Annotated in this window: 24 protein-coding genes, 1 other RNA gene and 1 other annotated feature; of the genes, 2 read left to right on the top strand and 23 right to left on the bottom strand. The window is 36.0% G+C overall.

Translation table 11 applies throughout. From position 1 onward, the window contains the following. Window positions 1-23: 23 nt before the first annotated feature. The 16 genes from mnmA to BN1242_RS10610 all read right to left on the bottom strand — a co-directional run bounded on the left by mnmA (window position 24) and on the right by BN1242_RS10610 (window position 19,190). Window positions 24-1,145, bottom strand: a complete 1,122-nt coding sequence (mnmA, locus tag BN1242_RS10685; protein ID WP_072136187.1) for a tRNA 2-thiouridine(34) synthase MnmA — start codon at window positions 1,143-1,145, stop codon at window positions 24-26. 17 nt (window positions 1,146-1,162) lie between these two features. Further along, a complete protein-coding gene (locus BN1242_RS10680) occupies window positions 1,163-2,305 on the bottom strand; it encodes a cysteine desulfurase family protein (RefSeq protein ID WP_062355592.1) in 1,143 nt (380 codons plus the stop codon). A gap of 78 nt (window positions 2,306-2,383) precedes the next feature. After that, window positions 2,384-2,806: a cysteine metabolism transcriptional regulator CymR gene (cymR, locus tag BN1242_RS10675; RefSeq protein WP_062355589.1), complete on the bottom strand. Its 423-nt coding sequence runs from the start codon at window positions 2,804-2,806 to the stop codon at window positions 2,384-2,386. Between the two features lie 14 nt (window positions 2,807-2,820). Further along, on the bottom strand, window positions 2,821-3,489 hold the full coding sequence (locus BN1242_RS10670) for a DUF6198 family protein (RefSeq protein ID WP_062355586.1): 669 nt from the start codon (window positions 3,487-3,489) through the stop codon (window positions 2,821-2,823). A 174-nt stretch (window positions 3,490-3,663) separates the two neighbouring features. After that, window positions 3,664-4,953, bottom strand: a complete 1,290-nt coding sequence (locus tag BN1242_RS10665; protein WP_062355582.1) for a replication-associated recombination protein A — start codon at window positions 4,951-4,953, stop codon at window positions 3,664-3,666. A 208-nt stretch (window positions 4,954-5,161) separates the two neighbouring features. Next, on the bottom strand, window positions 5,162-5,920 hold the full coding sequence (locus BN1242_RS10660; RefSeq protein ID WP_062355577.1) for a tRNA threonylcarbamoyladenosine dehydratase: 759 nt from the start codon (window positions 5,918-5,920) through the stop codon (window positions 5,162-5,164). A 144-nt stretch (window positions 5,921-6,064) separates the two neighbouring features. Then, window positions 6,065-6,249: non-coding RNA, 6S RNA (ssrS, locus tag BN1242_RS10655), on the bottom strand. Window positions 6,250-6,398: 149 nt separating this feature from the next. Then, the gene (aspS, locus tag BN1242_RS10650; RefSeq protein ID WP_062355574.1) at window positions 6,399-8,171 is read right to left on the bottom strand and encodes an aspartate--tRNA ligase; all 1,773 of its coding nucleotides are present in this window, start codon (window positions 8,169-8,171) and stop codon (window positions 6,399-6,401) included. 2 nt (window positions 8,172-8,173) lie between these two features. Next, complete coding sequence (hisS, locus tag BN1242_RS10645; RefSeq protein ID WP_062355571.1) at window positions 8,174-9,457, bottom strand: histidine--tRNA ligase; 1,284 nt, start codon at window positions 9,455-9,457, stop codon at window positions 8,174-8,176. Between the two features lie 86 nt (window positions 9,458-9,543). After that, window positions 9,544-9,853: a binding site (T-box leader), on the bottom strand. Window positions 9,854-9,938: 85 nt separating this feature from the next. Then, window positions 9,939-10,115: a hypothetical protein gene (locus BN1242_RS13730; RefSeq protein ID WP_062355567.1), complete on the bottom strand. Its 177-nt coding sequence runs from the start codon at window positions 10,113-10,115 to the stop codon at window positions 9,939-9,941. A gap of 149 nt (window positions 10,116-10,264) precedes the next feature. Next, window positions 10,265-10,711 carry a D-aminoacyl-tRNA deacylase gene (gene dtd, locus BN1242_RS10635; protein ID WP_062355564.1) on the bottom strand — a complete coding sequence of 149 codons (447 nt, stop codon included), beginning with the start codon at window positions 10,709-10,711 and terminating at the stop codon, window positions 10,265-10,267. A gap of 15 nt (window positions 10,712-10,726) precedes the next feature. Further along, complete coding sequence (locus BN1242_RS10630; protein ID WP_062355561.1) at window positions 10,727-12,916, bottom strand: RelA/SpoT family protein; 2,190 nt, start codon at window positions 12,914-12,916, stop codon at window positions 10,727-10,729. A 393-nt stretch (window positions 12,917-13,309) separates the two neighbouring features. Continuing rightward, complete coding sequence (locus BN1242_RS10625) at window positions 13,310-13,822, bottom strand: adenine phosphoribosyltransferase (RefSeq protein ID WP_062355558.1); 513 nt, start codon at window positions 13,820-13,822, stop codon at window positions 13,310-13,312. Next, window positions 13,813-16,176 carry a single-stranded-DNA-specific exonuclease RecJ gene (recJ, locus tag BN1242_RS10620; protein WP_062355555.1) on the bottom strand — a complete coding sequence of 788 codons (2,364 nt, stop codon included), beginning with the start codon at window positions 16,174-16,176 and terminating at the stop codon, window positions 13,813-13,815. Before recJ ends, BN1242_RS10625 begins: the two co-directional genes overlap by 10 nt. Before the next feature lie 339 nt (window positions 16,177-16,515). Next, window positions 16,516-18,777 carry a protein translocase subunit SecDF gene (gene secDF / locus BN1242_RS10615; protein ID WP_062355552.1) on the bottom strand — a complete coding sequence of 754 codons (2,262 nt, stop codon included), beginning with the start codon at window positions 18,775-18,777 and terminating at the stop codon, window positions 16,516-16,518. A gap of 119 nt (window positions 18,778-18,896) precedes the next feature. Next, complete coding sequence (locus tag BN1242_RS10610; protein ID WP_062355549.1) at window positions 18,897-19,190, bottom strand: post-transcriptional regulator; 294 nt, start codon at window positions 19,188-19,190, stop codon at window positions 18,897-18,899. 198 nt (window positions 19,191-19,388) lie between these two features. On the opposite strand from BN1242_RS10610, the gene spoVB reads away from it, so the two are divergent. Beyond that, window positions 19,389-20,939 (top strand): stage V sporulation protein B, encoded by a 1,551-nt coding sequence (gene spoVB / locus BN1242_RS10605; RefSeq protein WP_062355546.1) that lies wholly within the window; start codon window positions 19,389-19,391, stop codon window positions 20,937-20,939. A 235-nt stretch (window positions 20,940-21,174) separates the two neighbouring features. Here spoVB and BN1242_RS10600 read toward each other — a convergent pair whose 3' ends face one another. After that, a complete protein-coding gene (locus BN1242_RS10600; RefSeq protein WP_062355543.1) occupies window positions 21,175-21,828 on the bottom strand; it encodes a DUF421 domain-containing protein in 654 nt (217 codons plus the stop codon). Between the two features lie 159 nt (window positions 21,829-21,987). Here BN1242_RS10600 and BN1242_RS10595 point away from each other — a divergent pair, with 159 nt between their 5' ends. Further along, on the top strand, window positions 21,988-22,377 hold the full coding sequence (locus BN1242_RS10595) for a TIGR04086 family membrane protein (protein ID WP_062355540.1): 390 nt from the start codon (window positions 21,988-21,990) through the stop codon (window positions 22,375-22,377). 100 nt (window positions 22,378-22,477) lie between these two features. Here BN1242_RS10595 and yajC read toward each other — a convergent pair whose 3' ends face one another. The 6 genes from yajC to ruvA form a co-directional block, all read right to left on the bottom strand. Beyond that, window positions 22,478-22,762 carry a preprotein translocase subunit YajC gene (yajC, locus tag BN1242_RS10590; RefSeq protein ID WP_062355537.1) on the bottom strand — a complete coding sequence of 95 codons (285 nt, stop codon included), beginning with the start codon at window positions 22,760-22,762 and terminating at the stop codon, window positions 22,478-22,480. A 23-nt stretch (window positions 22,763-22,785) separates the two neighbouring features. Beyond that, entirely contained in the window at window positions 22,786-23,925 is a 1,140-nt protein-coding gene (tgt, locus tag BN1242_RS10585) for a tRNA guanosine(34) transglycosylase Tgt (protein WP_062355533.1), read from the bottom strand. 113 nt (window positions 23,926-24,038) lie between these two features. Beyond that, a complete protein-coding gene (queA, locus tag BN1242_RS10580) occupies window positions 24,039-25,067 on the bottom strand; it encodes a tRNA preQ1(34) S-adenosylmethionine ribosyltransferase-isomerase QueA (RefSeq protein ID WP_062355529.1) in 1,029 nt (342 codons plus the stop codon). A gap of 25 nt (window positions 25,068-25,092) precedes the next feature. After that, a complete protein-coding gene (locus BN1242_RS10575) occupies window positions 25,093-25,299 on the bottom strand; it encodes a DUF2905 domain-containing protein (RefSeq protein WP_062355526.1) in 207 nt (68 codons plus the stop codon). Next, window positions 25,296-26,297: a Holliday junction branch migration DNA helicase RuvB gene (ruvB, locus tag BN1242_RS10570; RefSeq protein WP_062355523.1), complete on the bottom strand. Its 1,002-nt coding sequence runs from the start codon at window positions 26,295-26,297 to the stop codon at window positions 25,296-25,298. Before ruvB ends, BN1242_RS10575 begins: the two co-directional genes overlap by 4 nt. Before the next feature lie 50 nt (window positions 26,298-26,347). Beyond that, window positions 26,348-26,941, bottom strand: a complete 594-nt coding sequence (gene ruvA, locus BN1242_RS10565) for a Holliday junction branch migration protein RuvA (protein ID WP_062355520.1) — start codon at window positions 26,939-26,941, stop codon at window positions 26,348-26,350. Window positions 26,942-26,963 lie beyond the last annotated feature (22 nt).

The following is a 26,963-nucleotide window of genomic DNA, read 5'->3' as shown; positions in this document are numbered from 1 at the left end:
CACTCCTTAGTAAAGCACCTAAATTAATTTACATACGTTAATGGTTGACCATTTTTAAAAACTTGATCAATTGTTGCACCACCAAGACACTCTTCTTCATGATAAAAAACAACTGCTTGTCCAGGAGTAATCGCTCGAACAGGTTCATCAAATATCACCCGCACACGATTATTATCAAGAAGTTTTACCGTTACACCAGTATCTTTTTGTCGGTACCGAAACTTTGCAGTACATGTAAAGGTATCTTGTCTCTGTTTATTTGATATCCAATTCACTTCAGTTCCGATTAGTTCGTCTGAATACAAATACTCATTGTCAAATCCTTGTCCAACATAAAGAACATTTCTCTCTAAATCTTTACCAAGGACAAACCAAGGTTCGCCAGTTCCACCAGATCCGCCAATACCAAGTCCGTGTCTTTGACCAATCGTATAGTACATTAACCCTTCGTGATTTCCTTTTACTTCATGGTCCATCGTTTCCATTTTACCAGGTTGAGCTGGTAAGTATTGGCTTAAAAACTCTTTGAAATTTCTTTCCCCAATAAAACAGATCCCAGTACTATCTTTTTTCTCTGCGGTAGCAAGATTCGCCTCTTTTGCAATCTCACGTACTTGTTTTTTATTTAAGTGGCCGAGTGGGAACATTACTTTCGAAATTTGTTCTTGTGATAATTGATTCAAAAAGTAAGTTTGATCTTTATTTTCATCGACACCACGTAACATTTTATACTCGCCATCTCTATATTGTATTTGTGCGTAATGTCCTGTAGCTACGTAGTCTGCCCCTAGTTTCAATGCGTGTTCTAAGAAGGCTTTAAACTTAATTTCCTTATTACACATAACATCTGGGTTCGGTGTTCGGCCTCTTTTATACTCTTCGAGAAAATAAGTAAAAACTTTATCCCAATATTCCTTTTCAAAATTGACTGCATAATAAGGGATGCCAATTTGGTTGCAAACACGAATAACGTCATTATAATCTTCTGTTGCTGTGCAAACACCAAATTCGTCCGTATCATCCCAGTTTTTCATAAAAATTCCTATTACTTCGTATCCTTGTTGTTTTAATAAATAAGCAGCAACCGATGAGTCTACCCCACCGCTCATTCCTACTACGACACGAATATCTTTGTTGTCCTTCAACGGTTTCACCTCCAAAATTACATGGTTAATCGTTTAACAATATCTGCCGTTTTCTTAGCAGCTGTTACAATTTGTTCTATCGTATTTCCATATCCAAAACTAAACCGGATAGAATTATAAAGTTCTTGTGAATCTTTTCCGTACATTGCTTTTAATACGTGGCTCGGTTCTAGTGAGCCTGCAGTACAAGCCGATCCGCTTGAAGCAGCGATACCTGCTAAATCTAAATGAATTAGCATTTGTTCCACATTTGTACCTGGAAAACTGATATTGATAATATTTGGCAATGTTTTGTTCATATCACCATTAATTTTATATGAAATACCTTCTTCATCCAGAATGGTAATAAATTGCTGTTTTAACTGTTGCATTGCCTGGTAGTTTATATCTATACTATTGCTCGTTAATATTATTGCCTTTGCCAGGCCAGCAATAGCAGCCACATTTTCCGTACCAGCACGGCGTTTACGTTCTTGTTCTCCTCCATATAAATGAGGAGTTAATTTGATTCCATTATTTACGTACAAAAAACCGACGCCTTTCGGTCCATTAATTTTATGGCCCGATACCGATAACAAGTCTATCCGAAGTTCTTTCACATTTATTTTCACATGTCCATACGCTTGCACCGCATCCGTATGAAAAACAGCTGGGTGTGAAGATAATAACTTAGTAATTTCGGAAATTGGTTGGATTGCTCCAACTTCATTATTCGCATACATAATGGAAACTAATATTGTATCATCCCGTAATGCCTTTTGTAAGTCCTCTATATTAATTATCCCATATTCATCCACTGGCAAATACGTAATAGAAAAACCTTGCTTTTCTAAAAACTCACATGTGTGCAGAACTGCATGATGCTCTGTCACAGTTGTAATAATATGATTTCCTCTCTCCTTATTGGAAAGGGCTGTTCCAATTAAGGCTAGGTTATCCGCTTCCGTACCGCCACTTGTAAAAATTATTTCATTAAAATCAGCCCCAATGGATTTGGCAATGACCGTTCTTGCATCATCAATAATTTGTCTTGCCTCTCTGCCGAAAGTATGAATGCTTGACGGATTACCATATGTTTTTTCCATCACTGTACTCATCGTTTGAATGACTTCTGGAAACATTGGGGTTGCCGCAGCATTATCTAAGTATATTTGGTTCATAATATCTACACCTACTTTAAAAACATTTCACTACCAGTATGACTAACTATCAGTAAATTAGACATGGACAAACAAGTTTTATATATAAAACATATATCCATAATCTTCATGGTCATTTTCCGTATGATTTGCTAAATCTTCTAATGTCGTTTTATCTAACACATTTTTTATTGCATCACGAATTCGAATCCAAAGCTCACGTTTTGCTGGTTCTTCATCTTCAATGCCTTCTACTAAAACGATAGGTCCTTCTAACACTCGGATGATGTCTCCAGATGTAATTGCAGCTGGTTCCTTTGCTAGCACATATCCTCCATAAGCACCGCGGATACTTTTAACTAACCCTGCATTTCTTAGCGGAGAGATAATTTGTTCTAAATAATGTTCCGACAAATTATTATCTTTAGCAATAGTTTTTAAAGGGGTTGGTCCTTCTCCAAAATTTTTGGCAAGTTCAATCATAATTGTCAATCCGTAACGGCCTTTCGTTGAAATTTTCATTTTATCACCTACTTTTACGCAATATCTTTCGTATTGATAATTGTTTTAGGACGAAGGGAGATGGTAGCAACAAATCGATCCGTCAATTTGCGGCAAAACGGAATCATAAAGCCGGCTAGATAACTTAGTGCTACTGTAACGATTAATGTACCAATGGAAACCGGACCACCTAATAAAAAGCCGATGAAGAGCACCATCACTTCCATACATAATCGGACATTTTGCACTTTCCATCCCATTTTTAAATGAAAGGCTAGCATGAGACTATCACGTGGACCTGCACCGATACTGCCTGAAATGTACAATCCCATCCCAAACGCTAAAATAACTACGCCAATGAGTAGCATTAACAATTTTCCGAAGAAAACAGATGGAGTTTGTAAAAAAGGTAAGAGCATAAAAAAATCAATAAAAATACCGACTAATAACATATTTAAAAAAGAACCGTATTTTGGCCATGATTTCATAATGAGTGAAGAGATAGCTAAAATAAAAATACCAATTATGATAGACCAAGATCCAATCGTTAAGCCGAATTGGTAGTACAAACCGATATGTAGCACATCCCACGGTGCAACTCCTAAATCGGCCTTAATCGTTAAGACGATGCCAAGCGCCATAATAATTAGCCCTAGAAAAAAGGCTCCATGACGAATAAACCATTCTTGCTTGCTTTTTTTCAATCTTAGTCCCCCTTACATTTTTCTCCCAATTCTCCATGTTTCTATAATCCCGAGTATACTTATCGAATTATATCATAATTTCTATAAAGCGACAGTGCTTTTTTTAAGCATCGCAAGTTCCTAATTTTTTCTGTTGTAACAATAGTAATCGAGTACTCAAAAATCCGAAAATAATTACCGTTTTTGCTTGAATTCTTGTAATTTTTTATAGATGGCACAAAGACGCTTTTCCTCTCCTGCTTCCATTGGCTCGTAATATTCCACTCCCGCTAAACTATCTGGTAAGTATTGTTGATTTATCCAGCCCCCAAAAGTACCAATTGGATAATCGTGTGGATACTTATAACCAACATGCCCTAATGATTTCGCTCCTTGATAATGCGCATCCCGCAAATGTTTCGGAATATCGCCAACTTTACCATTTCGTACATCTTCCATTGCTTTATCTAACGCCTTATAAGCAGAGTTGGATTTTGTTGACAAACACATTTGAACAACAGCGGACGCGAGTGGAATTCTTGCTTCTGGCATTCCAAGACGTTCACTTGCGGTTATCGCAGCAAGAACATTCGTCCCAACAATAGGATTTGCTAACCCAATATCCTCGTAGGCAATGACTAACAATCTTCTATTTACCGCTATTAAATCACCCGCTTCAAGCAAATGTGCCAAATAATAAAGTGCCGCATTCACATCACTTCCGCGAATACTTTTTTGTAAAGCTGATAGCAAATTATAAAAATTTGTTCCTTTTTTATCTCCATACACCCCGACATTTTCTATTAAATCATTAATCGATTCATCTGTAATGATGATTTCATTATTTTCATTAGCTGTGGTGGAGAAAAATACTGTTTCTAATAATGTTAGCGATTTACGTGCATCACCGTTAGCAGCTATCGCTAATTTCTCCACTTGCTCATCAGTTATGTGTATCGGATATTTACCAAGTCCTCTTTTTTCATCTGTCAAAGCACGCTTTAATAACTGGATAATATTAGATTGTGTCAGACGAGTTAACTGCTTAATTTGTCCACAACGACTTCTAATCGCAGGATTAACATCGTGAAATGGATTTTCCGTTGTCGCACCGATTAAAATAATATCTCCACGTTCAACATGTGGGAGTAAATAATCTTGTTGTGCTTTATTAAATCGATGTATTTCATCTAAAAATAAAATAACCTTTCCTGTGATTCTCGTCTCTTCCACTACAGCCTCCACGTCTTTCTTTCCAGCTGTTGTCGCATTAAGAGCGATAAAAGGAATTTTCGTTTCACCAGCTATCGCATAGGCAAGCGAAGTTTTTCCAGTTCCTGGTTCACCATATAAAAGCATCGATGGAACAAAGCCATTTTTTATCATCTTGTATAAATTCGTCTGCTTTCCAATGACTTCTTTTTGACCGACAATCTCATCAAGAGTACGCGGACGCATCCGATATGCTAAAGGTTCGGTATTCAAAGACTTACCCTCCAATAAGGTTCTCATTCCTCCCTGTCACTTTAACACTTAAAGCAGTGGGAGACTTTCACCCTAGTTTTGTTTGCATATATTTACTATACCAAAATTTAACGTTTTACTGACCTGTTTTTACCGCAGGATAGAGGGAAACTTAAATCAGAATAAAAAAGCAGGATTGACCCATTTGGCAATCCCGTCGTTGTCATTATTATTGAACTCTTTCGATAGAAATAGATTTTAGTAGTTCTGTCACAACGTATGATGCCATAATCAAACCTGCGACAGATGGGACAAATGCATTAGAAGAAGGTGGCATTTGTGCCTTCCGAATAGTAGAATTTTGATTACCGACCGTCTGTTTCACATCTTCCCTAATCACAATGGGACTTTCATCAGAAAATACTACCGGAATACCTTTTTTTATCCCATCCCGTTTTAATTTTTGACGAATTACCCGGGCAATAGGATCTGTGTGAGTTTTTGAAATATCCGTAATTTGGAATCGGGTTGGGTCCATTTTATTAGCAGCACCCATGCAAGAAATGATAGGAATATTTCGCTTTAATGCTTCTTTCATTAAATGAACTTTATAAATAATTGTATCAGATGCATCAACGATAAAATCAATTGGATACTGAAATATTTGTTCATATGTTTCTTCCGTATAAAACATTTTTAACGGGATTACGTCACACTCTGGATTTATATCATGAATTCGTTCCAACATAACATCAACTTTAGGTCTGCCTACTGTCGATAATAAGGCGATCAGCTGGCGATTGATATTTGTGATGTCTACAACATCTCGATCAACTAAAATGATTCTTCCAATTCCAGATCTTGCTAAAGCTTCAGCAGTAAAAGAGCCTACACCACCAATACCTAGTACTAATACCGTAGAATGTTTTAATATTTTTAAGCCTTCTTGGCCAATCGCTAATTCATTACGTGAAAATTGATGTAACATCTACCCACACCTTTACTATAAGAATAGGAATCTATTATAAAGAATGAGAAATTTTTTCCATAAAAAAAAGGTCCACAATACGGAAACCTTTACTTACTGTTTAAATTCATCCTTCACCTTTTTAGATAGTGAGAACTTGAAAAAAGAGGTCCCAATCGCGCCGTCGTTATTGCCTTGTTTTGAACCCGCAATAAGCAGGTGGGTGTCATGTTCTAAGTTTTGTAAGTCCACTCAGAGGAGGCATTTACGCTACCTTAGAAACTTTTGACTCCCTTGGCAATGATGTTCGGTCAAAACTTCGGTTGAACTAACGGTCACATCAGGACTCTCTTTACTAAAATCATCATACCATAATTAATATTAGTTTTTCAAGAACTGGCAAGTACCATTTTTTTCTACAGATCAGGCATTATACACCACTATTTATCTTACAAGATGGAAAGGAATGATGGCAAAATTTCTACTCGAATCCAAATCATTATTTTTCTTCTTTAGCAATAGCTAATTTTAATTCTGCCAATTGCATGTCACTTACGGAACTCGGTGCATCCGTCATCGGATCACTTGCACTTGCTGTCTTTGGAAATGCAATCGTTTCACGCAAATTAGTTCTTCCAGCTAGTAGCATAACGAAACGGTCAAAACCGAGTGCTATCCCACCATGTGGCGGCGTTCCATATTCAAATGCTTCCATTAAGAAGCCAAATTGTTCCTGTGCTTCTTCTTTAGAAAAGCCAAGCACTTTAAACATCTGCTCTTGAATGTCACGTTCATAAATTCGCAAGGAACCTCCACCAATTTCATAACCGTTTAAGACGATATCATAAGCTTGTGCACGCACTTTATCAGGTGCGGTTTCCAATAACGGTATATCTTCTCGAACTGGCATTGTAAAAGGATGGTGGGCTGCAAAATAACGTTGTTCTTCTTCGTCATATTCTAATAAAGGCCAATCAGTCACCCAAAGGAAATTAAATTTACTTTCATCAATCAATTGTAAGTCTTTACCAAGTTTTATCCGTAAAGCACCTAGCGCATCAGCAACAACTTGTTTCTTGTCAGCAACAAATAATAGTAAATCTCCCGCTGCTGCATCGGTTACTTTCATTATTTCATTCCCTTTATCATTTGTGAAAAACTTAGCGATTGGTCCAGTTAATCCTGCTTCAGTTACCTTCATCCAAGCTAATCCTTTTGCTCCATAACGACTAACAAATTCTGTCAGGCTGTCAATGTCTTTACGAGAATAAACCTCCCCAGCACCTTTCACATTAAGTGCCTTCACTTGGCCACCGGAAGTTACTGCACTCGCAAACACTTTAAAACTGCAATCATTAACAATATCCGAAACATCTATTAACTCCATGCCAAATCTCGTATCTGGTTTGTCCGAACCAAATCTTTCCATCGCTTCATCATATGTTAACCGTGGAAACGGAATTGTAACTTGTAGTCCCTTCACCTTTTGAACAACTTGCTGCATCAGTCTTTCGATGACGGAAATTATTTCTTCCCGATCTAAAAAGCTTGTCTCAATATCGATTTGGGTAAATTCTGGTTGACGGTCTGCCCGTAAATCTTCATCGCGGAAACAACGCGCAACTTGATAATATCGATCAAAGTTCGCCACCATCAATAGTTGTTTAAAGATTTGTGGTGACTGTGGCAATGCATAAAATTCACCTGGATGAACGCGACTAGGTACTAAATAATCCCGTGCACCTTCAGGGGTACTTTTCGTAAGAATTGGTGTTTCTACTTCGATAAACCCTTCATTATCCAAAAAGTCACGAATCGCTTTCACTGTTTGATGACGTAATTTAAGCGTTTCAAACATTGCTGGGCGCCGTAAATCTAAATAACGGTATTTCAAACGAATTTCCTCTGACACATCGGTATCATTAGCAATAACAAAAGGCGGGGTTTTCGCTTCGTTTAAAATGTTAACTTCCTCGCAATGTATTTCTATTTTACCAGTTTTTAATTTACTATTTTCTGTTCCTTCTGCCCGAGTTACAACTTTACCCTTTATTTCCAGTACGAATTCATTACGAATAGTATTAGCAATACTTAATGCATCCTTTGACACGTCGGGATTAAAAACAACTTGAACAATTCCCGAACGGTCTCTTAAATCAATAAAAATTAGCCCGCCGAGATCGCGCCGCTTTTGCACCCAACCTTTCAAAGTAACAGGTTCGCCTACATGATGCTCATTTAATTCTCCACAATAATGAGTACGACTAGTCATTGTTATTCCTCCCTTGAAGTTACTCTCTGTTTAAAATTCGCCACAAACGTATCGAGATTTACTTCCGTCTGTTCACCTGTAGCCATTTCTTTTAGCATTGCTTTTCCATTGTTCATTTCATCATCACCGATAATGACTACATATTTTGCATTATACCGATTAGCCGCTTTTAATTGCGCTTTAATTTTTCTATCCATATAATCACGGTCTGCTCGAATTTGCTGTTTCCTCAATTCATACAACAATTTTACTGAAAAATCTTCAGCTACTTCACCTAAGGCAATGACGAACAGATCAAGTGTATCCTCTTGTTCAATCGTGATTGCTTCCGCTTCTAAAGCAGAAATTAATCGTTCAATACTTAATGCAAAACCGATCCCTGGTGTTTCCGGTCCACCAAATTCCTCAACGAGACCGTTATAACGACCACCACCACATAAAGTGGTTATTGCACCAAACCCTTCCGCATTACTCATAATTTCAAATGTAGTATGGTTGTAATAGTCAAGACCACGAACTAATGTAGCGTCTACTTCATAGTTAATATTTAGTAAATCTAAGTAATGACATACCTTATCAAAATATTGCTTCGATTCATCATTCAAGTAATTTAAAATGGATGGGGCATTGCTCATTAATTCGTGATCGCGATCCACTTTACAATCTAAAATACGGAGCGGGTTTTTTTCTAGGCGGCTTTGGCAATCAGAGCAAAATTCTCCAATTTTCGGTTTAAAATGATTGATCAGTGCTTCGCGATGACGCATTCGGCTTTCTTTATCACCGAGACTATTAATAACTAGTTTTAAATTTTTTAATCCTAATTGCGAATATAACTCTATGGCAAGGGCGATCACTTCTGCATCAATTGCCGGATTTTTGCTGCCAAGTGCTTCTACACCAAACTGAACAAATTGTCGATAACGGCCTGATTGTGGTCGTTCATAACGAAACATCGGGCCTAAGTAGTACAATTTTGTTGGCTGATTAGGATCACCAAACAATTTGTTTTCTACGAAAGAGCGGACAACTGGCGCTGTGCCTTCTGGTCGTAGTGTTAATTCACGGTCTCCACGATCCAAAAAGGTGTACATTTCCTTTTGAACGATATCAGTCGTATCGCCGACTCCTCTAGTAAAAATTTCCGTATGTTCAAACATCGGGGTACGAATTTCCTCATAGCGGTAGTTTTGACAAATTTCCCGCGCCTTTTCTTCAATTATTTGCCATAACTTCACTTGTTTTGGCAAGATATCTTGTGTCCCTCTTGGGATTTGCACTTTCATTGTTAAGTTCCCTCCAACTAAAGAATAATTTAACAATATATGGTAATTTTTTTATGTATAAAAAAACCCCGTTCCTTGTCATTATCACAAGGGACGAGGTATTGCTCGCGGTGCCACCCTTTTTGAAAGATTTAATGTAAAGTAAGGAAACATGCTATGCTTTCTGAAATAAGCTTGAAACTAACTCTACTTTAAAAAAATCTTTCCACTTCCACAGTTAACGCCTGTTAACGTAATCTCTTAATAAGGAAACATGAATAGTTAAGTTAAATCCCGTTCAGAGATCATCCTCGGGAGTGTCTTTCATTTCGTCATCATGGAGGAATGCTCACAGCCTTAGACACTCCCTCTCTTTCCATGTGGGGCAAAATTACTTTTCTCCTTCAACGGATTAAAATATATGTATATTAATTATCTTATGATATGAGAGATTTTCACAATTGTCAAGCGTTATATTAGACTTTTTCACAAGTTTTCTTCTTTAGTTTTTTTCCAACTGTTTTTTTAGTTTTCGCACGTCACCTAAAGATAAACCAAATTCACTTGCTAATTCAATCATAGAATTATTATCGTATTTTTCCAGAAAATCATGGAGATTAACACCATATAATTGGTTGCCAAGCCGATTCGTTTGTTGACTTTTATCACTTGCGCGCATTATATTCATCCTTCCTTAGCTAATTCTAATCGTTACATTCTCTTTAATTAGCTTTCCCTTACTTGAATCGAATTATCACTTATAAAAGAAAAACAGTCTATAAAATTTCCACTGCTAGAAAATTTTATAGACTGTTTAAATTAATTTTATTATTTCTCTTTACTATCAAGAATAATCGTTACCGGTCCGTCATTGATTAACTGAACATCCATCATCGCTCCAAAAACACCGGTCTCGACTTGAATATCTTTATCACGCAATAATGCATTAAAAAATTCATATAATTTTTCTGCTTGCTCCGGCTTGGCAGCATTAATAAAGTTTGGTCTTCTACCTTTTCTCGTGTCACCATATAAAGTAAATTGAGATATAGAAAGTATAGCCCCACCTACATCCATTAATGATAAGTTCATTTTTTCATTATCATCTTCGAAAATTCGCAGTCCAGCTATTTTATCTGCTAAATAACTTGCATCTTTTTCTGTATCTTCATGAGTTACACCAATTAATAAAACGAACCCTTTACGGATTTTACCTACAATTTCATTATCGACTGTTACACTTGCTTCTTTCGTTCTTTGTAAAACTATTCTCATTGTCTTCTCCTCTAGTTAATTTAACACTCTTCGCACCGCATAAATATCAGGAATTTGTTTAATCCTGTCTACTACCTTTTGTAAATGAGCAACATTTTGAATAGAAATAGTGATTAATATCGTTGCCATTTTGCTCCGATCCGTTTTCCCTGTAACAGCGGTAATATTCGTTTTTGTTTCGTTAACTGCTTGCAACACTTCATTTAACAAGCCTCGACGGTCAAATCCACTTACTTCTAAGTCTACGTTATATTCTTTCCGGTTGCTGGAATAACCTTCCCATTCTACGTCAATTAATCGATCGCGATCCTCCACATTAATATTTGGACAGTCGCTTCGGTGAACGGAAATCCCTCTTCCTTTTGTGATAAAACCGACTATTTCATCTCCTGGAATTGGATTACAACATTTGGATAGGCGAATTAATAAATTATCAATCCCTTTCACACGAACCCCAGTATCTTTCCGTCTTGGAGACTCAATCGGCCGCAATTCATTAACTTCTTTTAAAATAGTTGGTTCGTCTCTTTCTTTTTGTTTGCGCAGTTTATCTGTTAAACGATTGGCAACTTGTGCAGCTGTTATTCCGCTATAGCCGACAGCTGCATACATATCCTCTTCATTGGCAAAGTTAAACTTTTCCGCAACGCGACGGATATTTTCTGCAGTTAACACATCTTTTAATTCAAAGTCAAGGGCACGGATTTCCTTTTCAATTAACTCTTTACCTTTAACAATATTTTCTTCTTTCAATTGTTTCTTAAAGAATTGTTTAATTTTATTTCTTGCCTGGGAAGTTTGCGCTAATTTTAACCAGTCACGACTAGGTCCGTACGAATGTTTAGATGTTAAAATTTCTACAATATCACCGGTTTTTAACTTATAGTCAAGTGGTACCATTTTATTATTTACTTTCGCACCAATGGTCTTATTGCCAATTTCCGAGTGAATTCGGTAGGAAAAATCAATTGGAACGGACCCTGACGGTAGCTCTATCACGTCACCTTTAGGGGTGAAACAATATACCATATCAGAGAACAAGTCCATCTTTAATGACTCCATAAATTCTTGTGCATTAGCGGATTCATTTTGAAATTCCAATATTTCCCGGAACCAAGTTAGCTTTTTCTCAAACGTATCAACGTGATCGGTCTTTTTTCCTTCTTTATATGCCCAGTGTGCTGCGATACCGAATTCTGCAATTTGATGCATCTCTAACGTTCGGATTTGTACTTCTAACGGTTCCCCTTTAGGTCCAATCACGGTCGTATGCAATGATTGATATAAATTTTGTTTTGGCATTGCAATATAATCTTTAAACCGTCCAGGCATCGGTTTCCAACAAGTGTGGATAATCCCTAATACTGCATAACAATCTTTTATACTGTTTACGATAATCCTTACAGCCAATAAATCATATATTTCGTTAAACTGTTTATTTTGATGGACCATTTTTCGATAAATACTATAAATATGTTTTGGACGGCCTGTTAGTTCTGCTTTTATATTCACTTCTTGAAGACGATTATTTACCTCATCCATTACCGCCTCGATATATTGTTCTCTTTCTGCTCGTTTCCGTTTCATTAAGTTAACGATTCGGTAATATTGTTGAGGATTTAAGTAGCGTAGAGCAGTATCTTCTAGTTCCCATTTAATTTTTGAAATCCCAAGACGGTGTGCGAGTGGGGCAAATATTTCCAGTGTTTCATTAGCAATTCGGCGTTGTTTATCTTCGGGTAAGTGTTTTAACGTCCGCATATTATGCAATCGGTCAGAAAACTTTATAAGAATCACTCTCATATCTTTTGCCATCGCTACAAACATTTTCCGATGGTTTTCCGCTTGCTGTTCTTGTTTCGATTTATATTTAATTTTACCTAACTTCGTAACACCATCCACAAGCATTGCTACTTCTTCACCGAATTCCGTTTGAATTTGCTCTAATGTAACGGCGGTATCTTCTACAACATCGTGCAAAAAGCCGGCAGCCAGTGTGGCAGGATCCATTTTTAAATCCGCTAAAATTCCCGCTACTTGAATCGGATGAATAATATATGGTTCACCTGATTTTCGAAACTGATTTTTATGAGAAACACAAGCAAATTCGTAAGCTTTCTTTACGAATGCAACATGTTCTTCATTTAAGTAGCCTGATATTTTTCCCATTACTTCATTGATGGATAATATTTGGTCGGTTGTCATATAATCACCTTTTGTATAAAGCTATAAATAAAAAGAATACCAAAAATATAAGTTAACGATTCATTTATCGATAAGTGAAAAAATTTTAAAAAATAAAGAAGACCGTACATCCGTTCACACTAGGGGAAAATAAATAATGACTATTAGGACAACTATTGTTTCTTAAGTCTTAAGCAAACAAATCTCTCAATTTTAAAAAAGACTACACGTAGAAGTCTAGCGTCTATTCATTCAGTGCGAATATTGGATAACTTTAATATACTATAAAAACGTACATTTGCATAATTGAATTGTATTTATTATGAAAAAAAATTGTCGAATTGTAAAGTTGGTATCACTCAAATGAAAAAATGAATAGCTTGGCAATAAATGCCAAGCTATAAAATAACTTTTTTAATATTGCATTAATGTGCAAATATCGTAGCCTTTTAATTTCTCTCTGCCGTTTAAATAACCCAATTCAATGATAAACGCCAAACCCGCTACAACGCCACCAAGTTGTTCCACTAATTTGACTGTTGCTTCTGTAGTACCACCTGTTGCGAGCAAGTCATCCACTATTAATACTCTTTGCCCTGGATTAATGGCATCTTTATGAATGGTGAGAATATCTTTTCCATATTCTAGACCATATTCGACCTTTATCGTTTCACGGGGAAGTTTTCCTTCTTTCCGGACTGGTGCAAAGCCAACTCCTAATGAGTAAGCTACTGGACAACCAATAATAAAACCGCGCGCTTCTGGACCAACAATAATATCAATTTCTTTTTCTTTCGCGTATTGAACGATTTGATCTGTCGCATATTTGAAAGCTTCACCATTACTCATTAATGGTGTAATATCTTTAAATTTAATACCTGGCTTTGGCCAATCTTGTACGATAGCGACATATTCTTTTAAATCCATAATACTTTTTCCTCCTCAAGACTAGACAATTTCATCCACCTATCAAACCATGTTTTTAACTGGGGATAAGAAGAAAATAGTAAATCTTTTTCTAATTGCACTAGCTCTTGTCTTTTTTTGAAAGTTTTTGATTCAGATAAATCCTTTTTTTGGACATCTTTTTTAATAGAAATAATTCCCTTATTTATTGTAACAAAATCTAATTCAAAAAACACCTCTGTCATAAAATCAATTGTATTATTTGACCAACCACGATGTTTGGCTAAATCTTTGCCGTAACGGTTCAGGTCAAATACACCTTGTTTTAATAGAAATGCATAGAACCATTTAAAATGATCTCTGGTTGGATTTGTCCGAAAGAATTGTGTTTCTTCTTGATAAAAATGAGCATAAATTCTCGAAATGCGTTCTTTAGTGATTAAGCTAGTCAAAAGTTGCTCGTTTGGTGGCATATCAACAAGTAGTATATGACAATTATCTAAAGAACAGTCGAGGGCATCTTGTACTGTTTGGATTAAACGAATATCTTTAAGAAATGGAGCTAAATTTAATTTAGTAATCGTTTGTTCTTGAAATACGATAATTTTTCGATTTTTCTCTGGAATTAGCTCCACCATTTTATCTAATTGTTTGGATCCACGAAAGTCAAATAATTGCCATTCTTTTACAGCTACATCTTTCATAAATAGTTGGGGCTTACGAATATTATTCCACTCATTAATTGCTAGCTCACCTATTACAGATACCGAGGATAGTGTTGATATATGATCCGCGTATTCTCCCATATCGAAAGCAATTCCATCTAGATGATTTTCCCCATCAGTCATGGAAATTTTTAAATGGTTCGCATTGGCACCAACTTTTCTTAAGTTGGGTATCGTAATTTGATCAATTAACAATTTTGGTTTTGGGTTACCCATTCCAAAAGGAGCAAGTAGTTGAATTTGTTCAACGGATTCAACAGTAATATCGCTGAGAGCTACTTTTCCATCTAACTCAGTTATCGGAACGAAATCTTCTTCACTCATGATCGCATCTGCTTGTTCATTGAGCTGCTCCCTTAATATGGAAACATTCTCTAACAGCAATGTCATACCTGCAGCAAGTGGATGTCCACCAAAATGCGGGAGAAAATCTTTACATAAATTTAAATTTTCATATATGTTAAAACCAGGAATACTTCGTGCAGATCCTTTAGCTATCCCCTTTTCCTCATCAAAAGTAAGAACAATGACAGGTCGGTAATATTTGTCTACTAAACGAGAAGCAACAATTCCAATTACTCCAGCATGCCAATTTGATTTTCCGATAACAAGTACTTTATTTGTTTGATGCATTTCTGTCTTTTCTACCAATTCGATTGCTTCTAATGTAATATCATTGACAATTTCTTGCCGTTGTTGGTTCATTAAATCTATTTCTTTAGATAACTCGTCCGCTTCTTCCTTACTATCGGTTAAAAATAACTGGACACAGATGCAAGCACTATCCATCCTGCCAGGAGCATTTATGCGGGGAGCTAAAGAAAAACCAATGGACTCCTCATTTATTTCATTTTGTCCAATACTAGTACGTGCAATTAAACTTAGTAAACCTAGATTTTTTGATTCCTTCATTTTTTCTAATCCACGTTTGACAATAACTCTGTTTTCACCGTGTAAAGGTACTAAGTCGGCTATCGTACCGATGGCAACAAATGGCAATAAATATTCTGGTTCTTTTTCTAGCAAAGCAGAAGCCACTTTATATGCAACACCGACACCAGCTAATTCTTTAAAAGGATAATTTCCATCTAGACGTTTCGGATGAATAATTGCAATTGCTTCTGGTAACTCACTACCAATTTCATGGTGATCAGTAATAATTAAATCTAATCCGATTTCCTGCGCAACTTTTGCCTCATGGATACCAGTTATTCCATTATCAACGGTAATTAATAAATCATAACCTGCTGCTTTAATGTTTCGAAATGCCGTTTCATTTGGGCCGTATCCTTCTGTAAAGCGATTAGGGATATAGTAATCAGCATGTGCTCCTAACGATTTTAAAGCTTGTAAAAGCACAACTGTACTAGAAACACCGTCGGCATCATAATCTCCATAGACTATTATTTTTTCCTTTTTTTCAACCGCTTCATTGATGCGTTTCACACAAATATCCATATCTTTTAATAAAAAAGGATTATGCAGTTGCTCTTTTGGAAATAAAAAGTCTTGCGCTTCTTCCATTGTTTGAATTCCACGATTTACCAGTAATTTCGCAACTAGAGGTGTTATATTTAACTGCTTAGCAAGTTGATTTGCAACTGTTTCATTTGTTTCTCGAAAAACCCAACGTGATTTTGCTTCAATCATTAACATTCCACCTCTCAACTAATTCATTATACAAAAGGGGAAAATCACTTTCAACGAATAGTTTTTGAAACTTTATTTTTCCTATATGCGTGATGACTTTTAGTTAATTATTCGGAGAGGAATATTTCTGGAATAGATGATGTTATTTGCGTAAAAATAGGAGGGTCGAGTACATAATGAATTTCTTTAGGTGAATTAACGCTAAGTTAGATGCAAAAAGCAAACTTTTCCACTAAAACGCATTACTACCATAAGATATTTAAACAATCCAAAAAAAACCTGCTTCCCTCTAGATAGTAGAAGTAGCAGGCATTATCAAAATACATCAGTAAAGGTATATTATACTTGTGGTTGATCGGAGTATTTTTTCTTTTCTTTATAAGTAATTAATGTACCCTTCTGCTTTAATTCTCTCCCTTTCCATATGAGCCATAATTGGGCGGCAATGTATAGAGATGAATAAAGACCGACAATTAATCCGATGAACATAGCAAAGGAAAAATTCCAAATTGCTGAACTACCCATTACTAATAAGAATAGAACTGGAATTAATGTCGTAAAAGCTGTATTTAATGAACGAGTAAATACTTGTCTTAAACTAGTATTAACGATGTCTACAAGTTCCTGAAACTCGCGAATACGTTTTTTGCGTTTTAAATGATCGCGAATTCGGTCAAAAGTTACGATTGTATCATTAACCGAATAACCAATAATGGTTAAAATTGCAGCAACAAATGTTAAATCTACTTCCAATCTTGTAAAACTAAATAAAGCAATCATAAAGAACGAATCATGTAATAAGGCAATAATTGCTGCCAAAGCCATTCGCCATTCAAAACGTAATGTCACATAGAGTATAATTCCTAAGGAAGCAATTGTTAAAGCAAATAGTGCATTTTTAATTAGTTCTTTTCCGACGGTCGGAGTTACGACACTAATATTAGGATCGATGCCGTATTTATCATGAAAATAATCTTTTAATTCGTTAATTTCCTCTTGTTTCAATAAACCTTTGTACCTAGCAACAGCAATTTCTTTGTTCGCTCCTGAAAGTACGATATCATTCGTTTCAATATTAAACTGTTCTAACTCTGTTTTTACTTCCTCTGTTGTAAATGATTGATTAGACATGATTTCAATTCTTGTTCCGCTAGAAAAGTCGATACTTAAATTTAATCGGAAAATAAAGAGAATGACAATCCCTAAGCCGATTAATACAGATGAAATGGTGAAGAATAATTTTCTATGTCCTACAAAATCAATCTTATCAAATTTCGTTGGCATATCTAATGTATCATAGCCTTCTTTAATATCTTTAATATCTGACTTTTTCACACCGAACCATTGTGGTTTATTGTTAAAGTAATTACTATTAACTAATAATGCTAATAATAGCCGTGTTAAATAAACTGCCGTAAAGAAACTGATAATAATACTGACAATCAACATCGTAGCGAAGCCTTTAACCGAGCTTGTCCCATATACAAACAATACACCTGCGGCAATTAAAGTAGTTAAGTTTGCATCTATGATGGTTATAAAGGAAGACTTTGTTCCTTCTTTAAAAGCGGCTTTTAGTGATCTTCCCACTCGAAGTTCTTCTTTAATTCGTTCATACGTAATAATATTGGCGTCTACCGCCATACCGACTCCTAATAATAGTGCCGCAATACCTGGCAAAGTTAATACTGCATGCAAACCGTTATAAACCGCTATAATTAAATAAATATACACTGCTAACGTAACAGTTGCGACAACACCTGGAAGACGGTATAAAGAAATCAAGAATAAGAAAACTAAAATAATTCCAATGATTCCAGCCGTTAACGTTTTATTTAGTGCTTGCTCCCCAAATTGCGCACCGACAGATGTAGAATACACTTCATTCAATTTTACTGGAAGGGAACCGGCATTCAAAAGATTTGCCAAATTTTGTGCTTCCTCTGGAGTGAAATTCCCTGTAATGGTGACATCAGTACTATTAATAACTTCCCTTACAGCTGGATCGGAAATATATTTATGATTTTCCTTCGTCCTTTCTGCAGCATAGGAATCTTTCCCTTCTTCAAAGTCAAGCCAAATAACCATAACTGGAATTTGATTTTGCAATACTTTTCCAGTCGCTTCTCCAAATAATGAAGCGTCCTTTAATTTTAATGCGACATTTGGTTTTCCATTCTCATCAAATGACTGTTTCGCAGCACCTTCTACTAAATCAGTACCATCGAGCAACTTATTATCATCTGCATCACGAAATGTTAATACTGCAGTGGTCGATAATATATCTCTAGCCTCTTCCTGATCAGTAATGCCTGCTAATTGAACCCTAATTCGATTACCTTCTTCAATATCAATTCTAGGTTCACTTACACCGAGAACGTTAATTCGGCGGTTCAATGCATCCACCGTACTATTTAATACGTCTTGATTAATTTTTTGACCTTCATTCACTGGTTTTACATCATATAAAACTTCAAACCCACCTTTTAAATCCAAACCTAAGTTAAGCTTTTTTAAAAGGGGTTGTGTAGTCGTTCCAGCTAAACTTGCGAATAAAATAATAATGAGAAAAAAAGCAACAATCCGACTTCTTTTTACCATATTTTACAAATCCTCCTTAAAGCGCCTCCATTACGATGACTGAAATACGAACTTTTACAATATTGATTTGAATAATTTCATTATGAAACAGGAGAATCACACTGTCAATGTGACTTTGTTTATTTTAATAATTCTTTTAATTGCTCCGCTCCCTCATTTGTGAACCAATTTGGTGCTTTTAACGATTCAACCGTGGCAAATGTCATATAATCACTCGGCTTTAATGACATAATATCACTGACAATTTGGTAAATGCGGACCTCCTCGTTCGGTTTACGCCATTTTTTCGTAAGGAAGAAATTCCACAACTCTGATTCTGTAACAGTACCATATCCTAACAGGGCAAATTCTTCTAATTTACTCTCTAATGCCGCTTTTACTTCTTGACGATATTTTTCATATGGATGATCCAAGGTAAATCCCCCTAAAAAAGAATTTTCAACTAATTAATTCTTAAAAATTACCGCCTTTCTTATATGTATAGTCCATCTTTGATGAAAAGTAACGACTGATTTGGAAACTGTTTATCTTTTTAGTCATTCTTTGTACAAGCTTTGGCATATATATCAATTGTATATAAAAAAATACCCTTTGAGAAGGCTGGGAATAAAATGTCAAAGTTTTTAAAAGGGACGATGATTTTATTAATCGCCGGACTATTTACTCGTATATTAGGATTTATAAATCGGATTGTTGTCGCCAGAATGATTGGAGAAGAAGGTGTAGGACTATATATGATGGCCTATCCGACTTTTATCCTTGTTGTTACTTTAACACAATTTGGGCTTCCTGTCGCTATTTCCAAACGAGTCGCAGAAGCAGAAGCGATTGGAAATACGAGAAAAGTAAAAAAAATTTTAGCGATATCGCTTATTACAACATTAACCCTTTCGATTATTTTCACACCTTTATTATTTTTTGGTGCACCACTTCTAGCAGGAACCGTCTTCACGGATGAACGAACCATTTTTCCGTTATTGGCCATTGCACCTGTTATTCCCGTTGTTGCTGTATCTTCTGTTATTCGCGGATATTTTCAAGGGAAACAAAATATGAAACCAGCTGCGATTCAACAAATCATTGAACAAGTTGTTCGCATTGGCCTAATTGTCGTATTAACGAAATACTTTTTACCATTTGGTATTGAATATGCCGCTGCTGCAGTGATGTTAGCTACTATCGGAGGAGAAACTATTGCGTTATTTTATTTATTAACGATGTTCAAAATAAAAAAAGCATTCCCTTTGCGGAAAAATTTCTTATCCAGTTTAAAAAACACGAAATCGATTTTCCGAGAACTATTAAATATTTCTTTGCCTACGACAGGTAGTAGAATGATTGGATCTTTATCGTGGTTTGTAGAACCAATCGTTGTCACCCATAGTTTAGCAATAGCCGGAGTAACAACGACACTTGCTACGAAACAATATGGATCATTAACAGGTTTTGCCTTACCGCTATTATTGCTGCCATCATTTATTACCGTTGCTTTGAGTACATCGCTAGTTCCGGCAATTAGTGAAGCATATTCATTAAAAAAATTCGCCCTTGTAGAGAGAAGAATCCAACAAGCATTACGGCTATGTATTTTAACAGGGGCGATTTCCGTCATTGTTATTTACACTCTTGCAGAACCATTAATGCAAGCGATGTACAATTCGAGCAGTGGAGCGATTTTCATCCAGATTATGGCACCTTTCATCATTTTTCAATATTTGCAAGCGCCACTACAAGCAACATTGCAAGCGTTAGACTTAGCTAAAGCCGCAATGATTAACAGTTTCATAGGAGCTGTCGTAAAAACGGCAACCATTTTTATTCTTGCTTCTCAACCGGATTTCGGCATTAATGGCGTTGCCCTCGGTTTTATTATCGGTTTTGTGTTGGTCGCATTTCTTCATTATGCAACAATAATGAAGGTAATTCCCCTTACCTTTTATGCTCGGTTTTACGTAAAAATTTTGATCGTCACCATTGCTATCGGCTTTGCTGGGAAATATTTATTTGCTTTATTTATACAACAATATCCTAATTTTATTGCAATATCTCTCACTAGTTGCGTAATGGTTTTGTTATATATTATCGGTCTTACCCTTTTTAAAGTCATTTCATTAAAAGATATAAGAAAACTTTTTATGTTTTTGCAGCCGATAAAAAGATAATAGCTCATTAAAAGTTACTAACTAAATTCACGAAGTCTCCGTACCTGCAACATCAAAATAAGTCGTTAACGAACACCCATGCAAAATGATATGCACATAAATAAGAAAATAGAGTTATCTACAGTGGAGAGCCTAAAAATTAAATATTAGAAATGAACATAAGACGGCGAGTAACAACATACTTCAGCCGTCTGCGTTCCTAATTCTCAAACTAGTTGATCATAATTATTAGTAGTCAATCTTTTACATCAATATAAAATTCTCCCCCTGAATAACTGCAAAAGGAGATTTCCCCTACATCATGATACCCGCGCTTTGCTAACTCTTTATTTAACCAAGCCGGCGTTTTATTTATTTCCTTCAATTTATCTTCCTGTACTTCCCCATCTAAAATTAAAGCAGCAGTAAAACCATCGTGTTGTTTTTTTCCTTGTTGTTTTTTTATTACCGAAAGTTTTCCCGAAGATTCGAGGATAGCAAATTCAACGTCAGATATTTTCGATATATCTTTTTCCCGTAATTGCATTAATAAATCGTCAAAATTATACCGTTGTTTTTTCATTTCTTTCTCAAGTATTTTTCCGTTTTTTATAATAATGGATGGCTCGCCATCAACTAGTCTTCTGAATGCTCTGCTTTTTAAAGAAATAAAAGATAATAATATTTGTATGAACATAAGAATTAGCATAGGAAAAATATTTTCAAAAAATGGTATTTTATTCCTTTCGATGGCCATTACCGCCATCTCGGCAATCATGACAAATACTACTAAGTCTAAAATACTAAGTTCACCAATTTCTCTTTTCCCCATTAAACGAAAAATAATGGTAATTAAAATATAAACTAATATCGTTCGAATTAAAAGGATACTATAAATTCCCAATTTCATCCCCCCTAATTACTCCTAATATTACTTTGGCTCATTCCATTAGAAATATGAAAAATTTTAAGTTACGTATTCAACATTTTTCCTTCTAAAAAAAGAAGTCGGTGAATATGCTTGTACAAATGGAATTATTTATAGTATGGCAATTGGGGGGAAAAGTTTATGGAATCAAAAAAAATGGCAAGTTCCATCTTATATGGTGTAGCTGTTATTTATGGAGTTGCTGCGATTTTTAGTTTAGTTTTTTCTTTACTGTTAAGGTTCACTTCATTAGATGAAAGTTCCTTAACATATATTATTACAAGTATTTCCTTTATCGCACTTTTTATCGGAGGCTTTATTTCTGGCGGGCGTGGCAAAGAGAAAGGTTGGTTACTTGGCGGTTTAACCGGAATAATTTACACAATCATCAACTTTTTATTTCAATATTTAGGAATGGATGCTTTATTTACCTTGGAACAAATTATTTATTATATTTGCTTTATTGTTATTGCCATGATGGGAGGAATTTTAGGGGTTAATATTGTCGGCAATCGCACAAGACAAAGTTAAGTTAATTAACCTATGTTGTTTAAAAAAACAAAAACAGGTGCAGTCCAAAATTGCCCTGTTTTTGTTTTGAATTTTACTGGAAAGTACTAACTACTCCCAATTATTTTTTAACTTTTTCAACAACATCGCGGATTGCATTGCGATCGTATGTAAGACGGCTACCATCTCCACATTTAATCACAATTGTTCCCTCATCGATTGAATCAATTGTGCCATGGAGACCACCGATTGTCACAATTTTATCCCCTTTTTCAAGACTTGCTTGCATTTGTTGAACCGCTTTTTGACGTTTTTGTTGTGGGCGGATTAACAGGAAATAAAATATAACAAACATTAAAATAATCATGATTAACGTTGAAAATAACGGATTACCTTGATCTGGCATACATTTTCCCTCCTTTCAAATAATTAAAAGTTTTTCGCATTAGGCTTATTAAAGCCATATTTTTCGAAAAATTCCTCTTTGAAGTCCCCTAAGCGGTCTTCACGAATCGCTTGACGGACTTGCTCCATTAATTTTAACAGAAAATATAAGTTATGATAAGTAGCAAGTCGAAATCCGAAAATTTCGTTAGTATGGATTAAATGTCGAATGTACGCACGGCTGTAATTTCGACAAGCATAACAATCACAATGTTCATCCAATGGACCAAAATCACGAGCATATTTTGCATTTTTCACCACAAGTCTGCCGCTACTCGTCATTAATGTACCATTTCTCGCAATCCTTGTCGGCAGTACACAATCAAACATATCAATACCGCGTATCGCACCATCAATTAAAGAGTCTGGAGAACCAACCCCCATTAAATACCGAGGCTTATTATTTGGTAGGAGTGGTGTCGTAAATTCCAAGACGCGATTCATTACATCTTTCGGTTCCCCTACGCTTAAGCCTCCAACTGCATACCCTGGAAAATCAAGCGAGACTAAATCATGAGCACTTAATTTTCGTAAGTCTTCATATTCTCCCCCTTGAACAATACCAAAAAGACCTTGGGTTGCTGGATTTTGGTGTGCTTTTAAACAACGTTCGGCCCATCTGGACGTCCGTTCAACTGATTTTTTCATATAATCATGTTCTGCTGGATATGGCGGACATTCATCAAAAGCCATCATAATATCAGATCCGAGGGCATTTTGAATTTCCATTGCTTTTTCTGGAGATAGGAAAAGCTTGTCCCCATTTAAATGGTTGCGGAAATGTACTCCCTCTTCTTCAATTTTACGAAATTCACTTAAACTAAACACTTGGAATCCGCCCGAATCTGTTAAAATCGCTTGATCCCAATTCATGAATTTATGTAAGCCACCAGCCTCTTTAATAATATCATGACCAGGCCGTAACCATAAATGATATGTATTACTTAATATGACACCAGCACCCATTTCTTTTAATTCTTCTGGTGACATCGTCTTTACAGTAGCAAGCGTCCCAACTGGCATGAACATCGGTGTTTCATAAGAACCATGTGGTGTATGTAAAATTCCAAGCCTCGCACCTGTTTGTTTACATGTTTTTATTAGTTCATAGCGTATTGCTGCCAAATAAGTTACTCCTTTCTAGAATTCGTTTCAGACGGGTTAGATGTGACGACGTGAAATCTTTTAACTACCATTTGTTTGGAGAAAATTCATATTAGTATGATTTACTGCCGAGCTCACGAAATGAACATTGCGTCACCGAAACTAAAGAAACGATATTTTTCTTTTACTGCTTCGTTATAAGCATGTAGAATATGTTCCCGACTGCTGAAAGCACTAACTAACATTATTAACGTTGATTTTGGTAAATGGAAATTTGTTATTAACCCATCAATAGCTTTAAACTCATAGCCTGGATAAATGAAAATATTCGTCCATCCACTATCAGCGACTAACTTCCCGTGATGTTTTGAAGCAATTGTTTCCAACGTTCTTGTTGAAGTAGTACCAACCGAAATGATACGCCCGCCATTTTCCTTCACTTCATTTAATAAATTCGCTGTTTCTTCTGTCATCTCGTAAAATTCCGCGTGCATCTCGTGATTTTCTATCGTATCGACACTAACTGGTCGGAAAGTTCCAAGTCCAACGTGCAAAGTAATGAAGGCGATGTGAACTCCAAGATCCCGAAGTTCTGCTAACAACTCTTCCGTAAAATGTAACCCCGCTGTTGGAGCTGCGGCGGACCCACGCTCTTTCGCATAAACCGTTTGGTAACGATCTGGTTCATCTAATCGTTCTTTTATATATGGTGGCAACGGCATTTCACCGAGCGTTTCCAATAGTTCGTAAAATATTCCATCGTAAGAAAATTCAATAATGCGACCGCCGTAATCTAACGTACCGACGCAAGTCCCAGTTAATTGCCCAGATCCAAACGTCAAAACGGTTCCTTCCTTCACCCGTTTAGCTGGTTTGACTAATGTCTCCCACTTGTCTCCTTCTAATTGTTTTAACAGTAACACCTCCACATGTGCCCCTGTTTCATCTTTTATTCCAAAAAGACGGGCTGGCAGTACTTTCGTATTATTCAAAACTAAACAGTCTCCACGTTTTAAATAGTTTTTAATATTTGCAAAAACCTCATGTTTTAATTCGCCAGTTTTTTTATCTAAAACCATCAGTCTACTGTTCGCCCGGTCTTTTAATGGTACTTGAGCAATTAATTCTTCCGGTAAATCGTAATCAAAATCTTCTACTTTCATTGTTTCACCAACTTCTTTACATCTGCTATTTTATTTTGTTATAAATAAAAAAGATTAGAGACAATAGGATACTGATGACGATGGAGGTCATGATAGGAAAGTAAAAGGTCGTATTGCCTTTGCGAATAATGATATCTCCAGGTAATTTGCCAAAATGGACAAATTGCATGATGAATCCTACTACAACGAAAATTACTCCAATAATCATGAACAATTTTCCTAAACCAGTCATCGTTTTGGAACCTCCAATTGAAAATGCCGATATGCTTCGTTAGTAACTATTCTACCCCTAGGAGTCCTTTGTAAAAACCCTATTTGTAATAAATATGGTTCATAAACATCTTCAATCGTACCAGATTCTTCGCCGATAGAAGCAGCAAGCGTCTCTAACCCAACTGGACCGCCATTGAATTTTTCAATCATTCCTTTTAAAAGTTTATGATCAATATGATCTAAGCCAAGACGATCGACTTGCAATAAATGAAGTGCTTCCTTCGTTAATTCGTTTGAAATATAGCCTTCAGCCTTCACTTGGGCAAAGTCACGCACACGTTTTAAAAGCCGATTGGCAATTCTCGGTGTCCCTCGGGATCTTAGTGCAATCTCCTCTGCAGCGGACAGTTCAATTTCCACTTCTAATATGGCAGCAGTCCTTAGTACGATCTCTTTTAAATGTTTCGGCTCATAATATTCTAGACGGCTTAACACGCCGAAACGATCTCTTAATGGCGCAGATAGAGATCCAGCCCGGGTCGTTGCTCCAACTAGGGTAAAAGGTGGTAAATCTAGACGAATCGACCGGGCACTGGACCCTTTACCGATGACGATATCTAAACAAAAATCTTCCATTGCAGGATATAATACTTCCTCGATAGAACGGGGTAATCGGTGAATTTCATCAATAAAAAGCACATCCCCTGGTTCTACACTCGTCAAAATTGCTGCTAAATCTCCTGGTCTTTCAATTGCTGGTCCGGAAGTTGTCCGGAGATTCCCTTCCATTTCATTCGCAATGATTGCCGCTAGTGTCGTTTTTCCAAGACCTGGTGGACCATACAATAATACATGGTCTAACGTTTCCTTACGCATTTTGGCAGCTTTAATAAAAATTTGCAAGTTCGCTTTAATTTTATCTTGGCCAATATATTGGTCAAATGAATGGGGGCGCAAATGTTGTTCTAGCGACAATTCTTGACTGTCTGCATTTTGATCAACAATTCTTTCCATCACGTTTTCCCCCTTTCTGTAACATATTTACATTCCACGATTGCTTTGGATTTTTAAGATGTTAGTTTTTTTAATGCTAATTTAATATATTGATCTGTAGACAATTGTTCATTTTGTAATTGTTTTGCAACAGATTTTATTTCTTTTTGCGAATAACCTAATGCTTCAAGAGCTAATAATGCCTCTGTCAACTCGTGAGAATATCCTTTGTCATCAATAGAAACTTCTGTAGGATCATTCTCCGATAAAAACTCTTTTAACTTTCCTTTTAAATCTAAAATAATTTGTCTTGCCGTCTTTTTCCCTACACCTGGAAATTTAACTAAAAACTTTTCATTTTCTTGTTCAATTGCCGTAGCTATTTGAAAAGGTTCGCCAGCAGCTAAAATAGCTAGTGCCCCCTTAGGTCCTATTCCAGAAACATTTAATAGTTTCATGAAGAATATCTTTTCTTCAAATGTTTTGAATCCGTATAGCAAATTCGCATCTTCTCTAACATGGAAATATGTATAGACTTTTTGCCGTTCCCCGTCTTTTGAAAATACATATGGATTCGGTGTAAAAATTTGATATCCGATGCCATTATTTTCAATTACCACATATTGAGGATTAATATTTTCTACTGTACCAATAATATATTCGTACAATCCACTCTCTCCCTTTTATTTC

Origin of the sequence: Bacillus kwashiorkori (assembly GCF_001375515.1) — a bacterium.
In the GTDB taxonomy this organism is placed as follows: domain Bacteria; phylum Bacillota; class Bacilli; order Bacillales; family Caldibacillaceae; genus Bacillus_BK; species Bacillus_BK kwashiorkori.
This window is presented reverse-complemented; position numbering and strand designations above follow the sequence as displayed.

What these genes read in the sequence shown, in the direction of transcription:
- dtd (WP_062355564.1), bottom strand. Translation starts at nt 10,711, where the DNA reads ATGAGAATAGTTTTACAAAGAACGAAAGAAGCAAGTGTAACAGTCGAT.
- recJ (WP_062355555.1), bottom strand. Translation starts at nt 16,176, where the DNA reads ATGATTGAAGCAAAATCACGTTGGGTTTTTCGAGAAACAAATGAAACA.
- secDF (WP_062355552.1), bottom strand. Translation starts at nt 18,777, where the DNA reads ATGGTAAAAAGAAGTCGGATTGTTGCTTTTTTTCTCATTATTATTTTA.
- BN1242_RS10660 (WP_062355577.1), bottom strand. Translation starts at nt 5,920, where the DNA reads ATGTTACATCAATTTTCACGTAATGAATTAGCGATTGGCCAAGAAGGC.
- BN1242_RS10625 (WP_062355558.1), bottom strand. Translation starts at nt 13,822, where the DNA reads ATGGATTTAAAAGAATATGTCGCTATCGTACAAGATTGGCCAAAGCCA.
- spoVB (WP_062355546.1), top strand. Translation starts at nt 19,389, where the DNA reads ATGTCAAAGTTTTTAAAAGGGACGATGATTTTATTAATCGCCGGACTA.
- yajC (WP_062355537.1), bottom strand. Translation starts at nt 22,762, where the DNA reads ATGCCAGATCAAGGTAATCCGTTATTTTCAACGTTAATCATGATTATT.
- aspS (WP_062355574.1), bottom strand. Translation starts at nt 8,171, where the DNA reads ATGACTAGTCGTACTCATTATTGTGGAGAATTAAATGAGCATCATGTA.
- BN1242_RS10595 (WP_062355540.1), top strand. Translation starts at nt 21,988, where the DNA reads ATGGAATCAAAAAAAATGGCAAGTTCCATCTTATATGGTGTAGCTGTT.
- BN1242_RS10600 (WP_062355543.1), bottom strand. Translation starts at nt 21,828, where the DNA reads ATGAAATTGGGAATTTATAGTATCCTTTTAATTCGAACGATATTAGTT.
- BN1242_RS10630 (WP_062355561.1), bottom strand. Translation starts at nt 12,916, where the DNA reads ATGACAACCGACCAAATATTATCCATCAATGAAGTAATGGGAAAAATA.
- queA (WP_062355529.1), bottom strand. Translation starts at nt 25,067, where the DNA reads ATGAAAGTAGAAGATTTTGATTACGATTTACCGGAAGAATTAATTGCT.
- BN1242_RS10680 (WP_062355592.1), bottom strand. Translation starts at nt 2,305, where the DNA reads ATGAACCAAATATACTTAGATAATGCTGCGGCAACCCCAATGTTTCCA.
- cymR (WP_062355589.1), bottom strand. Translation starts at nt 2,806, where the DNA reads ATGAAAATTTCAACGAAAGGCCGTTACGGATTGACAATTATGATTGAA.
- BN1242_RS13730 (WP_062355567.1), bottom strand. Translation starts at nt 10,115, where the DNA reads ATGCGCGCAAGTGATAAAAGTCAACAAACGAATCGGCTTGGCAACCAA.
- BN1242_RS10575 (WP_062355526.1), bottom strand. Translation starts at nt 25,299, where the DNA reads ATGACTGGTTTAGGAAAATTGTTCATGATTATTGGAGTAATTTTCGTT.
- hisS (WP_062355571.1), bottom strand. Translation starts at nt 9,457, where the DNA reads ATGAAAGTGCAAATCCCAAGAGGGACACAAGATATCTTGCCAAAACAA.